We start from the raw sequence: 16079 nt of genomic DNA, 5'->3' as shown, positions 1-16079 counted from the left end.
TTGGTATAATGGAATATACTAAATATAATAATTGGAGGTACATTATGTCCTACTCTATCGCATTTTCACAAGCACTAGAAATTACATCATATATTGCTATCAAGTCAGAAGAACAATACTATGAATATTTGTCAATACAGAAAATATCTGAAAAGTTGAATATTCCTATTCCTAGTATCAAGAAAATATCTTCTCTCCTTAAAAAAAATGGGATTCTGACCTCTAAAACAGGCAGCTCAGGGGGATTGAGATTAGCAAAAGATTCTAAGGAAATAACAATTTACGATATTTTGGAAGCAATAGAAGGAACTCGGCAATTGTTTAAAATTCACACCGATTTTGATACAACAGCGTTCCAAAATAGAGAGAGTGTTGAAAAATGGCTTCAAGAGAGTTCAAAATTACTTTATGAAGCGGAAGATGCCATGGAAAACGTTTTACGTGGAGTAACGTTAGATGAACTGGATAAGAGGTAATGATATTTTGTCTCAAAAGAGAAAATATAAAATTTTAATTTATGGTGCAGGAGTTATTGGTAGTATTCTAGCAGTACACTTTTCAAAAAATGGGAATGATGTCCATGTCTATGCGCGAAATGATAGGTTAGAGGTTTTAGAAGAAAAAGGTCTCCTCTACGAAGAAGAGGGAAAAGTTGTAAAAGCAAGAGTAACAGTCGATAGCAATGTGAGTGACGGAGACTATTACGATTATATTTTTGTTACGGTACGGCGGAATCAGATACTCAATGCTCTTTCAGAGCTCAAAAACAATATCTCCTTAAATATTGTTACGATGGTAAATAATATTGAGGGATACACAGCATTTGGAGAAATCCTAGGTCAAGGAAGGCTTATTCCTGCTTTTCCAGGAGCAGGAGGAAAAATTGAAAAAGGGGTCTTGAGATATAGTCTAGTCCCCTCGTTTATCCAGAAAACAACCTTTGGAGAGCTTAATGGAAAAACTTCAAAAAGAGTAGTAGTTCTGTTAAAATTATTCCGTTCTTCAGGAATTCCTTGTGAAATTTCCAGAAATATGGAGGCGTGGCAGAAATGTCATGTCGCCTTTATTACCGCACTTGAGTTAGGTATCTACTCTTATGGAGAAACCAGCAAGGAAGTTGCTAAGCATAATGATCAGTTAATTGAAATTGTTCAATCACTAAATAGGAATTTTAAAGTAATTTCAGAAGCAGGATTTACTATAGAACCTCAAAATTTGCGAGTCTTTTATCACTTACCTTTAAAAATACAAAGGGATATATTGAAAAAGCTTTTTAAAACAAAATTTGCAGAGGGAGCTCTTGCTTCTGGAAGTAAAAAAAGTAAGGAAGAAATGGGAAAATTGCAGTCAGAACTTTTATCAATGAAATTTCCTCAATAATTCAAAAGGTAGGCAACTTAAATCATGGACATGTTTAACTTTTTAGCTCATAACGTAAAGGAAAGAAAAAAGACAACTTTTGCGGAGAACAATGAATCAATAATGTATGATGCTCTTTTTAATCCAACCTTATTTGTTTATGTTAGCAAGTTGATTGGAATTGTTCATGTAAAGATTCCTTATGAAGTCCGCTCTCTTCACAAAGGAGATATTTTATTTGAAGTTGAGAGTTTGAAAATTATTAATACTGTTTTGATGGAAGGAGACGGAATAGTTGAAGATATTTTAGTAAGAGATGGACAAATGGTAATGTATGATACTCCTCTAGTTATCATCAAAGTTCAGAAAAAGGAAAATAAAATTTGAAGTTAAATATTTTTTTAATTCGACATGGTGAAACTTTTTTTAACAAATTCAGAAGAGTACAGGGATGGTCTGATTCTCCATTAACTCAGACAGGATTAAGTCAAAGCAGAAAAATTGCAGAATATTTTTTAGTTAATGGAATTAAGCTTGAAGCTGTTTTTTCAAGTGATTCTGGACGTGCAATAGAAACTTCAGAAACTATTGTTGAAGAATTGAATATTCAAATTCCTCACAACAAAGATACACGTTTAAGAGAGTGGTGCTTTGGGAGCTTTGAAGGCCAGGATTATGGTTTATTTGTCAAGAAGTTGCTTGATAATGCTTTTGATATTTATGGAAAAAATCGAGAGCAACTTTTATATCCAGAGATGTCTGAAATATTGACGAGAATGGATACAGAAAAATGGACTGAGTCTTGGGAAGACTTGAGAGAAAGAATTTTTCAGTCCATATTTGAAATTGCTGAGAAATCTTCACGAAAAGGGGAAAAGAACATTCTCATAGTGGGGCATAGCCTTAGCATTTCTACATTTTTATGGTTGATTGATGACAGTCAGCCTAAATTCAATGATATAAAGTCTGGTACAATTACACAAATAATATTTGAAAATGAGAAATTTGAACTCGTTAATCGAGAAATAACTTTGATTTAGACCTCGAGTGAGAAGGAGATGACTTATATTTCTATAAACATCAAAAGGCTAAAATTGAGAGCTAGAAGAAGCGTGGTTTCAAACAACCGCGCTTTTTGTGTCCCTCAAGGCACGCGTCCGAGGCGACGTAAAACCAGACGTTAACGGTCAAGTTTCGACTTGACCGTTTTTTCATGCTTACTTTTTATAGAAAGGATTTTTTATGTCACACACAAAACGCAGAAACCATTCTCCGTGGTTGCTCGCAGGAAGCGCCCTAGCGCTCATGACATTAGGAGGCGTGCTCAGCCTTCAAGCAAGTACCCAAACAAAGCCAAAGGCTTCCGCACAACCTTCCATGGCACAGGCGACCAAGAGCTTTGCGCCGCTTGCACAAAAGACCGCTTATGTGAAAGCGGCGAGTGATGAGAAAGCTTTGGCGGCCACACGAAAGCTTTCCAAAGATGGGAAAATCAAAGGCGGGGCACTCACGTTAATTCCAAAGGCCACGACGGCTAAAGAGATCACAGAAAACAGCCAAAAGGCAATGACGGCCGAAAGTCAGGCTTTTAACTCTGAGGCAGGACAAGCAGAAGCCAAACGCCTCAATGCTCAAGCACATTCCCTAGGAATTGACACCTTGAGCAAATGGGCCATGAGTGCACAAGAGCTTACGACGCTTCAAAAAGGGCAAGCCTTTAGTGCTTATGTCACAAAACTCAAACAAGAAGCTAACTGGGAGAATTGGTCGCCAGAGATGAGGAGCTGTTTGAAAGTGTGAATGCGCCGTTAGACGCGACCATTCACATCACGCCAAAAAAAGGAGAGACCGCATCAAGCTCGTCTGCGGTTGAAAACCTCCAACAAATTTACTCAGGCGAACTGGTTAAGTTTATCCCGCTTGCTGAGCGAGGAAAAATTTTAAATAGGGCGGGACTCAAAAAGTTTAGTCAAACGCCTTTCGTGGACGCGAGTGGCGATGCCGCGGTTTTCTTAAAAGCCAAAGCCATGCAAGGGAAGGTCTCCACGCAAGACCTCCTTACCCAGATTTTGCAAGCCAAGACTTTGGATGAGGCCATGCGCGCCTCTCTTAAACAAGGACTAACACCTAAAGAAAGGACATCAAACGTAGGGACACTCTCTGATTTCTTCGGGGGCCTAGTGGCGCATGCGGATAGCACTAACTTTAGCGCCTCTGGGAGCGGCTGGGTCATTCAAGCCGATGGTAATTTTACGGCCACCAGTGATCAAGCCAATGACTATTTCATCAATGATCCGAGTGGCGACGGTGGCGGCTGGGTCTTAGCGCCAAACGGACGCTACTATCCGTCTTACTGTATTGATATTGCGGACGGAGGGGCGAATGAATCGTCAAGTTACGTCTTAAATACGGTCAATAATGGAAATAATGGGCTAACCTCTGGTACGAATGCTGGCAATATCGCGAACCTCCTCCCGTCTGATCCGACTGGTTTGAACGACTTAATGGACTTGCTCTACGCCACAACAGAGGTCGCTTTAGCAGGGAATAGTCAAGGCGTAGATGTAGGAACCGCTCAAAACTTAACCGCGAATGTCGGCGTGATTGAGCAAGCCATCAATGCGGCGCACGGCACTTTTGGCTCTTTTGCCAAGATGACGGACGGTCAAATCATGACGCAAAGCACATGGGCAGGCACATGGATCGGCGATAACTGGTCAAAAATTATGGCTCAGATGACAAGCAATCAAAAGAATGCCCAAGGGACGGCAGGACCTAGTGCGACGAGTAATGAACTGACCATTATCGGCATGGGAAATGCGGATACAGGGATTAAAGCTCCTGATGCCTCAAGCTTGTCTGAAAAATTGCCTCTTAAAAGCTCAGACGGGAACGCAGAGCTCTACGTGGGAGACAATGGCAACCTTTGGGTCAAGGCCTTAAAGCCAACGAATGGAACCGTGACTTTTCCTAAGATTGAAACCAAAGGCACGGCAGGAACCTCGCTTGGGACTGCGCCTTTTTATATTGCGGATAAAGCCAATAACGCAGAAGGGGCTGGCCTTCAAACACGACTTTCCCCCGTTGGCTTATTCAAAGCAGGCACTCCTGCACTTGGTACGATAAACGTATCCATTAAAATGCTTGCCATGGGCGAAAACAAAGGGCAAAAAGCCCAAATTGTCACGTCTTACCCGACGGGCCTGTCGCAAGCAGGCGCCGTCTTAGAAGTGGAAAATGTCGCAACAGGCAAACGCCTGAAAGCAACGGACGCGATTGACCCCGATGATCCAATTAAGGCAAGTAGTGGCACTTTAACCACAGGAAGTGATGGAAACTTGCAACTAGAGGTAGGTGCTGACGGAAAGTATGGGCTGATAAACCTCCCCATCGCAGACGATAAAGGCAATTATGACACCTATCGCTATGTGGAAGTCAAAGCCCCTAAAGGCGAAGCCCTGAGTGCCCCTGATGAAAAAGGCACCTTTAGCTTTTCGGCTGATGACACGATTGATTCTACGTCCCACAATCTAGAAACGGCTGACACCCAGATTCAGGATAGCCCAATGGTTGAAACAGGCATTGCCAAGATTGACGCAGATACAAATTATCAAGGCACCAACGGAAAACCTGATTTGTCGGGCGTTGAGTTGAGCTTGTATGTGAAAACGTCCGATTCAGGAACCACAGTCATTAACGGACTGACTAAATCTGGTACCTTTGTCCCCGTTAAACAAAGTCAAGGGATTGATCCAAACACAGGAAAAAGCGCTGCGGTCACTTTATCTGCGGGTGCCATCTATGCGCCAAACGCCAATGGGAATATTGTGCTCGTGACGAATCAAGACGGGCTGGCAGGAAAAGTCTCCAACCTTGCCTTACCAAGTGCCGATGATTTATACTGGTTTGAAACGAAAACACCGAAAGGTTTTACGAATAACCCTGATGGACTCTCGGAACACTTTGAAAACAGTAATACCATTGATGCCGCAAATAATAATCTTGAAGATGACCATAAAAACAGCGGTACAATTTCAGATAAACCGATGCTTGCTCTTAGTTTGGATAAAAACTCAACGAATGCAGAATTTGATACAGTGTTAGGGAAAGCGACTTATGAGGCGGTCGATGATAAAGGCACACCCCTCACAGTCGATGAGGGATTGGACCCTAAAACAGGGGCGTATGCTAATATTGATGTCACAACAGGCAAACTGGTTAAAAATGACCAGCAGCTCTTAGAGGTGGAAGCGACAAGTGACGGTAAAATCTCCCTGCAAAACATTGATGGGACGAAAGTCTCAGGAAACCTCCATTTTGTGGAAGTGAACCCAGCCGACGGCCACGCAAAGAGTAAAGCTGAAGTGGACGAAACGATGAAGCCTGACACCACCAGTTCAGACGGCACCAACTTTGAAGCAAGTGCCACGACCACCGATAAACCCATGGGGGAGCTTGCTTTAATCAAGATTGACTCGGATACCAAATCAAGCACGACCCAAGGTTCAGCGCTCTTACAAGGCGCTACATTAGGGCTTTACGTCGAAACCTCCACAAGTGGCACGACCGTGATTGATGGCGTGACTTATTCTGGAACCTTAGTGCCCGTTGACCAAAGTGCAGGGGTCAATCCTCAAACGGGTGAGTCTGCTCCAGTAGTCCTTTCAAATGGGGAAACCTATGCCAAGGATGCGAACGGAAAGGTTGTCTTGGTGTCTGATGCTAAAGGCAACTTTGGCGAGGTTCAAAATCTGGACTTGTCACAAAGCCTGACCTATTATGGGATTGAACTTCAAGCCCCTTACGGCTACACCCGAAGTACCAAAGCTCATGTCTGGCACTTCACTAAGGACGCTAAAGTGGATAGCGCAAGCAATAACTACGAAGATAGTGACAATCTCAAAGGCACGATTGCAGATCGCGTGGTGGATTTTGACTTCATGTTTGATAAAGTCGCAGGAGATAATGGCGCGACAGGATTGAAAGGTTCAGGTTGGACCCTCACACCAGTTGCTGGAACAACCACCGCCGAAAATACCCTTGGGAAATTTAATAATGGCGAAGCAACTAATTTGATTGGTCGAGACACCATGATTTCGCCAGACACTGGCTTAGCGACGCCTGTCACGAAAGTCAACCAGCTCTATCTTGGTGCGACCCAGCTCTCACACAACTTCACAGACCCCCAAGGGGCGCTAGAAACGGGTATGGTGGAGTTTGACCATGTGCAAGCAGGCAAATACATCGCCAGTGAAACCACCGTGCCTGACGGCGAAACCAAAGCCCATGACATGGAGGTGGATATTTTACCTGACGGAACGCCAAATGGTGCGCCTGATGACTATGAGTTCAAAGTGATAGATGAAACCACCCACCATGTCCTAACCGACCAAGACATTCCAGTGTCTTATGACCCTACAAAAGACGGCTTGCTGCTCTTAGATGATAACAACCTCCTCGGTAAATTCAATCTCGGACAGATTAAGGACAATCCGATTGTCCCACCGACACTCACGACCAATGCTTTTGATGAAGCGACCAATAAAACCACGCTTGGGATTGGTCAAGTCACGGTTGGAGATAATGTCACGGCGACAAATGTTGCGAGCGTCAAAACGTTGACAGGTGTCTTGGTAGATAGCTCTGGCAACCCCGTCAAAGATAGTGCAGGAAATGTGATTCAAAAAAGTGAAGCGGTCACGGCGGATAATCAAGGAAATCTGAATACGACACTCGTTTTGCCAGCATTTGATGATGAAGATGCCCCAAATGCCAAGCTTACCGTTGAAGAAACGCTGGTTGATGATACAGGCAAAGTTTTGGTGGAAGATAAAAATTACCAAAATAACCCGACGGAAACCGTCACGGTTGGTAAAGTGCCGACCTTTAGCACACAACTCTCCGATAACGTCATTAAATTTGGGAATAATGTGCTCCAAGATAAAATCTCAGGCAGTGGTTATGAAGCAGGCCAGCAAGTCCAAATTAAGGTGGATGGGATGATAGATTCAACTATGAATAAAGTAATCCCAGCCACAGACAGCGCTGTTTTAACGGCGGACGTGGACGGGAAAATCTCAGGGGAGGTCTCAGTTAACGTGGTGGTTTCTGAAGCAGCTCTTACGGGACACCATTTAACTGCCTTAGAATCCGCCTTTTTAGTGATTAGCGGAAAAACCAGTACCAACCCTGTCGCTAAAGCGGATAACCCCGCCGATAAGAATGAAAAGGGCACCGTCACAAAAATTCCTGATGGGGCAACGCAAGTCGCTACTTCAACGGTACAAGTAGGTCAGAACACGATTGAAGATCACTACCAAAGCTCAAACGGCAGTTATGTTTCAGGGACGCAAGTGTTGGTAAAAGCAGGCGAATGGGACGTGACAAAAAACAAAGCAATTCCAGCAACGGGCGAGGCGACCCTTACCGCAGATGAGAATGGGAAGCTTGATGGAAAAATTCCTGTGAGCTTTACGCTTGATAATTCTGAAATGGGCGATACCATTGTCACAACAGAAACAGCTTATTTAGTGGTTAATGGCAAGCCAAGCGCAAACCCTGTGGTCGTCAATGACAGCCACAACGATAAAAAGGAAATGGTTCAACTTCCTGATTTTCAACCCCATAAAGAGGATAATCTTATTGCTGGGACGGATAAAAATGGAAAGCTTTCGCTAACCAGTATCTTAGAGGACTTACAAGAGCTTCAAGATGACCGTCAAAATATCTCCAATTTTGCCTTGACCAATCAAAACTGGGATAACACCACCGATGAAACAACGGCCACTTACCAAGAGGAAGTCAAAGAAACCGCAAAAAACCCAGCAGTGAATCAGTTTGAAAATAATCGCAAGATGAATAACAATAATCGCAATGTCCTGCTCGGTCAAACGTATGACTTCCCTTTGATGTTGGACGTACGCAATTTGAACCAGTCGGCCCAAGAAACGGAAATTCAAATGACTGACCTTTTGCCAACTCAGTATTTGAATTTATTGCTTGACCAGCTGACTGTCCGAAATAGTGAAGGGCAAGCACTTAACCCTAGCCTCTACACCGTGACGGCAGGAAAAGAAACGAAGGGCAAGACCCCGATTACGATTGCCTTCAAGGCCACCAAGGAAATCAAAGAGGCGAACGGTCAAACCGTTAAAATTGTGGACACCACCAAAATCCCGCTTGGCGAGCGCTATTTCATTGATTTACCCGTCTCGGTCAAAGACAGCACCCCAAATGGGACGAAAATTGTCAATACGGCAAGTGAAACGCTCCTTGATACGTCAGGTCATCAGGTCACAAAAGCCACCGAAACCCGACAAAATCAAGTCGTCACCCCAAGCGGCAGTACAAAAGTGGAGAAGAATACCTTAAAACCCGTCAATGACGCGACTTATGTGGACGACTGGACCAGTGATAAAGACCGTCCACTCACGGTTGGACAAACTTATACGGTCAAAGTTCCAGACTTTATCTGGGATAAGACGACCAATCAAGAAGTGAAAGCAACGGGCAGTATGACTTTTGTTGCAACTGCCCCCGTCATGACGGTTAAAGTTCCTGTCAAATTGGACGCAAGTGGTCTTGCAGGACATGATTTAGTGACCATGGAAGACTTATTCATAAATGATGTCACAACGAAAAAGGACATCAAAGTCGCCCAATTTCGGGATAAAAATGCGGCGTCTGAAACAGTTCATGTGGAAAAACCAACCGTTCCTCAAACGCCTCAAAGTCCGCAGACTCCAAAGAGTCCCCTACAAGTCCTCACAAGTGTCTTGCCTAAAACAGGCGATAAAGGTGGCGGCCTCTTAGTTCTTCTAGGCGCACTCATGATTGCGAGTGTGGCCGTATTGAAACGCAAAGCATTCGTCAGCTTGAAGCGGAAGCTGCGCCGTAAATTGAAAAAATGAAAGGAGCGAAATGGAAAAAATCAACTATCAAAGGTACACAAGTAATCGTGAGAAGTCAATTCCTTTTGAAGTCGGTGCACATTTGGCAACGATTAAACGCGTCAGCCTTAAAAAGACCAAAGCAGGACTTGAAAAGTTAGTCTTGTTGCTAGAGGGCGAGAACGGAGAAACAGGCTTTTATAACTTGACTTTTAACGATTTTGTCGCAGAAAATCTCAACCTCATTTTAACGAGCATTGATGATAATGGGGAACCCATTCCAGAGATGTCCTTTGGTTATGATGGGGCGACCGCTCAATTTTTAACGGGAAAAGAAGTTTATATCAAAGTCGGAATGGAAACCTATCAAGACAAGCGTCACTCAGTCATTAAGACGTTTCTCAACCAAGAAGAATTTGATTTTGCGACTAATTTTGAGGACGGCTAGTCCTCATTTAGTAAAAGTTCAAACACCGTTTTAGGCAGTTTTCGACTGCCTTTTTTAATTTAAAGGAGACATCAATGTCAGAAGTACAGAAAATTATTACCGCGATTGGGGCGATTATTACCGTAGTCGGGCTCATCTCAATCTTGATTAACTTTAACACCATGCGAAAGGGCTTGTCCTATGACCGCCCTGAAGAAGTCGATAAAGGCGTTTCAGGTATGTTAATGGGCGGCATTATTGCAGGAGGAGCCGCAACGATTGCGGCAGCCGCTGTGGCTGCCCTCTCCCTCATTCAATTTTAAGGAGACACCATGGACTATACAACCGATACGGTCAAGCAGATTTTTAAAAACCTGCTTGACTATAATCCCGTTGTGAGTGGTGTGATTGATAAAGTCACAAAAGTCTTGATTCCGATTTCTTTGGCCCTTTTGGCAATTTTGTTCATGGTAGAGTGGCTAGAGTTTAGAAAGCAACTCATCAAAGAGGGTGGTACACCCACCATGGAGTTGTTGGCAAACTTGGCCATCAAATATCTCATGGCCTATGCCTTGATTATGCTTTCGCCCTATATTGTAGATAGCGTGATTTGGCTGGGCATTCAGATTTCCGAATGGATCAATTCGGTCATGCCCTCTCAAAATCTTAAAACTACCATTCCGACAATCAAAGGGTCGATTGCGTGGTATGAAAAGCCCTTCCTTTATGTCCTCATGGCGATTGCCCAAGTGGTCGATTGGTTAGGCTCATGGATCACGAGCATCATTGTTTATCTGCGTGCCTTGACCCTCTTCTTTTATAAAGGTTTAGCACCGCTTATGGTTGTTTTCTTTATGAATGATGAACTGAGAAGCATCTCACTAGGCTTTCTCAAGCAGCTCGGGGCGCTGGTGATTCAAGGGAGCTTGCTGATTCTGATTATCGGGATTTATCCTGCGATTGTGAGTAGCGATTTTCTAACTGTGAGTGCAAGCGGCGACTTTTTAAGTAACGTCGGCGCTTTTTTTACGGTCATTGGAAAAGCTGTGATCTTTATCTTACTCATTATCGGCTCGCAACGCCTCGCGAATAAATTGATGGGGGTACTTGGCTAATGGCACAATCAGAATTTTATAAAGACTTATCCAAAATCGAAAAGAAGTATCATGGGATTTCACTCAAAAAAATCAAAATCGGCTTTCAATTCTTTGGGATTACGCTGATTGCCCTTGTGGAATCGTTCTTGGTTCCCGATTGGGCCTTTTATTTAGTGACACTTCCCACAGCCCTTTTTTTGGGAACCATTCCAGCACTGGATTACATGGATAAATGGAAAAGAGTAAGGCGAAAGCTCGAACTCTTTTTTGTTTATGAAGACAATTTTTACACCACAGGTCAGATCAGGAGGTATGAGGCCAATGAATTTATTGAAAAAGACAACATTTGCGAAACAGGAGACTTCCTCCTTAGCGAAACACCGAACCACGCGTTCTAAGAAAAAAGCCAATCCCAACAGTATGCACCGCATCAAATACACCAGTCAATTTGAAAATGGACTCATGCACATCGTGGGACAAGAAAGCTCAAAAATGTACCGCTTGGGCGAATTAAACTATGAAATCTCCGACGATAGCACGCAAGACAATACGGTGATTTCTTATGTGGAAGCCCTGAATACGCTTAACCAGAACGCTCGCTACCAGCTCTATATTACCAATCGGAGAGTCAAAGCCAGCAGCTTAGAACACGTCCTGCATGACTATCAAGGCGACGAGAATGATAGCTTACGCTTAGAGTTGAACACCGTCATTCAAACCCAACAAAAAACAGACCCCAAGAATTTCACGGCAACCAAGTATGCGATTTTTACGACTAAGGCAAGAACACTTGCCATCGCCAATCATGAATTGGATAAACTAAATACCAATTTCATCAACCGCTTTGATTCAAAAGACGTGAAGCTCACAAGTCAACCGCTCTCAGGCATTGAACGCTTGGAAGTGATGAGTGATCTGCTAAGACCCAACCATCCTTTTACCACGAGCTATCAAGACATCGCCCTATCAAATCTGCCCAGTAAAGCCTTTATTGTGCCGAGTCATTTGAAATTCCCTAATGGCGCAGATTTCTTTCGGGTGGGCAAACGCTATGCAAGGGTCTTTTACGTGCGCGAATTTCCAAAATACTTAGAGGACAAGCTGATTAAAGAGCTTTGTGGGGCAGGCATCGAGCTAGACATTAGCCTGCATGCCCAAACCTACGATATGGTCAAAGCGAGACGGGACATTAACACCAAAAAGACCCTCAATCGTTCCGAGATTCGCAAACAACAACGCAAAAACTTCAAACGCGGTTTCTCAGATGATGATATTTCTGGCGAAGAAAGTGAGATTCAATATGCGGCTGAGGGACAGTTGAATGCCTTCAAAGAAGAAGGGCAAAAGCTCTTTTCAGGGATTTTTGCGGTCTATCAAGCGGCGGACAACAAAGAAGAACTGGACAAAAATACGGAGACCATTCTAGGAATTGGTCAGACCTATGATGTGGAATTTGAAGCGGTAGAGCAGTATAACGAGGAAGCCTTAAATACCATTCTTCCGATTGGCAAACCCTATCTGGATGTGGAGATGAACTTCATGCGCGATATGACTTCTCTTAATGTCGCAACGCAAATCCCGTGGTCCAACATCAATCTGTTAAGTAAAAATGGCCTTTTCTATGGCCGTAACCAACTAACCCATAACATGATTAGTGTCAACCGCTTGAAAGACTTGATTACACCAAGTGGGCTTTACTTAGGCTCATCAGGTTCAGGGAAAGGCATGACGGTCAAATGGGAAATGCTCAATGTCTTATTGAAATGGCGCAAGCACCGCTTGATTATTGTGGACCCAGAAAGTGAATACCTCAAAATTGCCAAGCGTTTCGGGGCAGAGATTTTGGATATTTCCACAGGAACCCCGCACCACTTGAATATCCTAGATTTGGTTGATAAAAGCCTTTTAAAAGCAGAAGACCGTAATGTGGACTTGATTAAAGAAAAGACCAATCTTCTTTCCAGTCTGTTTGATAGCCTCTTAAAATCTTTTAGTGATGCCGAGGAAACCATGGTTGATCGCGTGACGCGTTTGACCTATGACCGCTATGCGGAGCCGACGCTGGTCAAGTGGCACAAAGTGCTCTTAGAGCAACCCGAAGAACTCGCTCAGAATTTTGCGACAAAAATTGAGCGCTTCACGATTGGCTCGCAAGATATTTTTGCGCATAAAACCAATATTGACTTGAATGCCCGCTTTGTCGTTTTTAACATCAAGCAGTTGGACCCACGGCTCAAACCTTTTGCCATGAAAGTCATCTTGGATCAGATTTGGAAACAGGTCGTCTCAGGTCAGGGTAAAGTCACGACCCACTTGTACTTTGATGAATTGCAGCTGATGTTTAATGATGAAGCCACCGCGCAATGGTTCTCAGGCCTTTGGTCGCGTGTGCGCAAATATGGCACGGTCACAAATGGCATTACGCAAAAGGTAGGAACCCTCTTAAACTCTGAAGCAGGTCGCGCCATGATTACTAATAGTGAGTTTATCGTTCTCCTCCGCCAAAAGATTGATGACATCAATCGCTTGCGCGAAGTCATGACCTTAAGTCCCCAACTGGTTAAATATGTCCAAGAGACCGCGCCACAAGGCACAGGCCTGATTTACGCAGGGGGCACGATTGTGCCCTTTGAAAACCCGATTCCAAGAGATACGGCACTCTTTGAGTTGATGAATACGGACGCAAACGCCGCCTAGAGGGAGGAAAATGGACGAGAAACAAAAGCAACAGATTAAAAAAACCATTCAGGTCAAGCAACGGGCAACTGAACTCCTCAAAGAAACAGCCCAGCAAAAGCCCCGTCAAGTGCGGCTGACTGCCTCTAAAAATGTGCATCTCGCAAGGAAAATGTTGCGCCTCAAACGCAAAAGCGCACAGAAATTAACGCCCAAAGAAACTCATGATTTGGAAAACCTAAAAGTGCAACTCAAGCAAAACGATGTTTCTGGAGGAGAAAATGAAATAGGAGAAGCTAAGCGAGAGCTTGCGGCGAGAAAACTCTTGCTCAAGAAAATGCGTAAGCAAGACCCGTCTTACCTCCCCACGCAGCTTAAACTTACGAGTAAAGTGGCGGTAAAGGAAAATCTCATGACCTCACCTGCGAATGTCTTAGAAAGTGATGAGACCCTTTCTGAGGGCGTTGAAAAAGTCCAAAAAACCATGCGTCAAGTGAACCTCGCCAAGCAGCACATTGAACTGACCAAGTCAGGAGGACGTGTCGTCTTGGGACTAACGAAACGAACGTATGGGTTATCCAATCGAACCTTTAATTGGGTTCAAGGCAAAGGCTTTACAAGGACCCCCGATGACTTAAGACTCCGTAAGCAACTTAAACATCGCTATCAACGCTTTATCCAACAAAAGAAATTGAGAAGAGAAGCCAAACAGGCGAAAGAATCAACGTCCCTTATGATGAACTTGTTGCGGGGGAAAATCTCTCCTAAAGCCGCTCTCAAAGGCATAACCCACAATCCTGTGGTCTGGATTGCCAGTCTGGTTTTGTTTCTGGTCTTGATGATTGTGGCCGCAGCCGCAGATGTTCCTAATCCTTCGATTAAGCAAAATGATTTTGAACTCACGGACGCGTGGACAACCATGACAAAACTAGATGCGGACCATTCCAAGGACGGCAATCAATTTTATACGAATTTTGATGGAGTCATGTTTTATATGAATGAGAAGTTTGATGATTACGACGTCAATGGGACCTTATCAAATGGACAACCTGCTAAGACTTACCTTTCTGACTTGTGGACAGCCCTCAATGGGAAAGCACCAAATTATGAGCTGACAACGATGGACGATTTAGAGAAAAAAGGCGCTTATGCGCTCAGTCAAGAGGATTACACCAATATGAAGCAGATGATTTCTGAAATGGGTTATCAAGCGCTGGATGGGCAGCTGGCTTTTCCTTATGCGACAGATAATCTCATCATCAATCGGCGCTATGGCTATGAGGGAACGAAGCTCCACCAAAGCATTGAGGTGACGACATCTGAAAATCAACCGATTGTTTCGCCACTCTCAGGCAAGGTCACAATCAATTCCAACCAGCAAGTCACGATTGAAAATACTACCCAAGAAGAAAAAGTCAGCCTCAAAAAAGTAGATACGAGCCGCCTAACCAATGGCCAAAACCTCTCGTCTGGGGCTTTTATTGGGAATAGTTTAGGAAGTAAGTTAGACATCACCCTTCAAAAATACGATGACGCGTCGAAAAACTGGAAATTTGTCAATCCAGCTTTTTATTTTCCCAAAGTCACTTATACGCAAATGACGCAGCTTGCGGCGAATGATTACAACCCAGACAGTAGCCAATTAGCCTCCGCCCAAGCCATTTACAATTATGCCATGGCACACGGTGGGACTTTGAATGGCGTCTGTGCAGTGCTTGGCAATTATCAAGTGGAAGGGAATCTTGACCCGACGGCGGTCGAGACCATATACGATGAACCTTTTAAAATGGGGCCGCGTAAACAAGCGGCGCAAGCCACTGGTTTTGCGATTGCGAGCATGGACGCGGCTTATGCCGCTAGATACCCTGCCATTCATCAGGCTGGGATTGGCTTAGGGCAATGGACGAACGAGCGCGATATTGCTCTTTTAGCTTTTGCCAAAGCCCAAAAGAAACCGTGGTATGACGGGAGCTTACAAATCCAATTTGCGACCACAGGCGATTCGCCCGGTGCGATTACCGCTTTAAATAATACCCTGCAAGGAAAAGTCGGAAAAGACCTCCCGACGCTGACCAATTATTTCTTGACCTACTGGGAGGGAAATCCTGGGAATAAGATTTCAGAGAGGATTCAAGCCGCACAAAATTGGCAGGCTTACTTCACGCGGGCAGCTAGTGGCAGTTCTGGAAAAGCGGACGTCTCTGTTCCTCCTGAATATGCAGGGAAACTCACTGAACCAGCACCGAATGAACAAGATGTCACAGGCTACCCAGGCAATAACTATGCCCTCAATAACTGTACCTGGTATGTCTATAACCGCGAATATCAGTTAGGAAACCACATTCCAGCAAATCTTGGCAATGGTGGACAATGGGGGATAAGTGCTAAGGCGGCAGGTTATGCGACCTCTTCTACCCCAAAAGTAGGCGATATGGCCTCCTTTACCCCTGGTCTATTAGGCTGTTCTCCAATCTATGGGCACGTTGCTTTTGTGGAATATGTCAATCCAGACGGAAGTTTTCTTGTGAGTGAGATGAATGTGGTCAATCCTGGCTCTGGCAAGATTAGCTATCGCGTGATTGCATCAAACGCTGGGATTACATTTATTGATCCAACAAAGTAAAGAAATAG

12 protein-coding genes are annotated in these 16079 nt (G+C 44.1%); all 12 read left to right on the top strand.

From position 1 onward, the window contains the following. Positions 1-44: 44 nt before the first annotated feature. The 12 genes from GHI93_RS02205 (at position 45) to GHI93_RS13145 (ending at position 16071) form a co-directional block, all read left to right on the top strand. Positions 45-476: an RrF2 family transcriptional regulator gene (locus GHI93_RS02205; protein ID WP_023164099.1), complete on the top strand. Its 432-nt coding sequence runs from the start codon at positions 45-47 to the stop codon at positions 474-476. Further along, positions 457-1380 (top strand): ketopantoate reductase family protein, encoded by a 924-nt coding sequence (locus tag GHI93_RS02200; RefSeq protein WP_023164100.1) that lies wholly within the window; start codon positions 457-459, stop codon positions 1378-1380. Before GHI93_RS02205 ends, GHI93_RS02200 begins: the two co-directional genes overlap by 20 nt. Before the next feature lie 24 nt (positions 1381-1404). Next, complete coding sequence (locus GHI93_RS02195; RefSeq protein ID WP_043994610.1) at positions 1405-1746, top strand: biotin/lipoyl-containing protein; 342 nt, start codon at positions 1405-1407, stop codon at positions 1744-1746. Beyond that, positions 1743-2399, top strand: a complete 657-nt coding sequence (locus tag GHI93_RS02190) for a histidine phosphatase family protein (protein WP_050490624.1) — start codon at positions 1743-1745, stop codon at positions 2397-2399. The genes GHI93_RS02195 and GHI93_RS02190 overlap by 4 nt, the downstream gene beginning before the upstream one ends. A 202-nt stretch (positions 2400-2601) precedes the next feature. After that, entirely contained in the window at positions 2602-3159 is a 558-nt protein-coding gene (locus tag GHI93_RS02185; RefSeq protein ID WP_153495193.1) for a hypothetical protein, read from the top strand. Continuing rightward, positions 3123-9269: an LPXTG cell wall anchor domain-containing protein gene (locus GHI93_RS02180; protein ID WP_153495186.1), complete on the top strand. Its 6147-nt coding sequence runs from the start codon at positions 3123-3125 to the stop codon at positions 9267-9269. Before GHI93_RS02185 ends, GHI93_RS02180 begins: the two co-directional genes overlap by 37 nt. A 10-nt stretch (positions 9270-9279) precedes the next feature. Next, entirely contained in the window at positions 9280-9696 is a 417-nt protein-coding gene (locus tag GHI93_RS02175; RefSeq protein ID WP_023164106.1) for a hypothetical protein, read from the top strand. A 74-nt stretch (positions 9697-9770) separates the two neighbouring features. Next, positions 9771-9998, top strand: coding sequence for a hypothetical protein (locus tag GHI93_RS02170; RefSeq protein WP_023164107.1), 228 nt, complete (start codon positions 9771-9773; stop codon positions 9996-9998). Between the two features lie 9 nt (positions 9999-10007). Further along, a complete protein-coding gene (locus GHI93_RS02165; protein WP_153495184.1) occupies positions 10008-10790 on the top strand; it encodes a hypothetical protein in 783 nt (260 codons plus the stop codon). Next, the gene (locus GHI93_RS02160; RefSeq protein ID WP_023164109.1) at positions 10790-11170 is read left to right on the top strand and encodes a hypothetical protein; all 381 of its coding nucleotides are present in this window, start codon (positions 10790-10792) and stop codon (positions 11168-11170) included. The genes GHI93_RS02165 and GHI93_RS02160 overlap by 1 nt, the downstream gene beginning before the upstream one ends. Continuing rightward, complete coding sequence (locus GHI93_RS02155) at positions 11094-13469, top strand: VirB4-like conjugal transfer ATPase, CD1110 family (RefSeq protein WP_170272370.1); 2376 nt, start codon at positions 11094-11096, stop codon at positions 13467-13469. Before GHI93_RS02160 ends, GHI93_RS02155 begins: the two co-directional genes overlap by 77 nt. Positions 13470-13479: 10 nt before the next feature. Next, entirely contained in the window at positions 13480-16071 is a 2592-nt protein-coding gene (locus GHI93_RS13145) for a phage tail tip lysozyme (RefSeq protein WP_153495182.1), read from the top strand. Positions 16072-16079: the final 8 nt, after the last annotated feature.

It is taken from the genome of Lactococcus hircilactis (genome assembly GCF_009601015.1).
GTDB classification, from domain to species: Bacteria; Bacillota; Bacilli; order Lactobacillales; family Streptococcaceae; genus Lactococcus; species Lactococcus hircilactis.
Note: the sequence above shows the minus strand (reverse complement) of the source record. Positions and strands in the feature narration are given on the sequence as shown.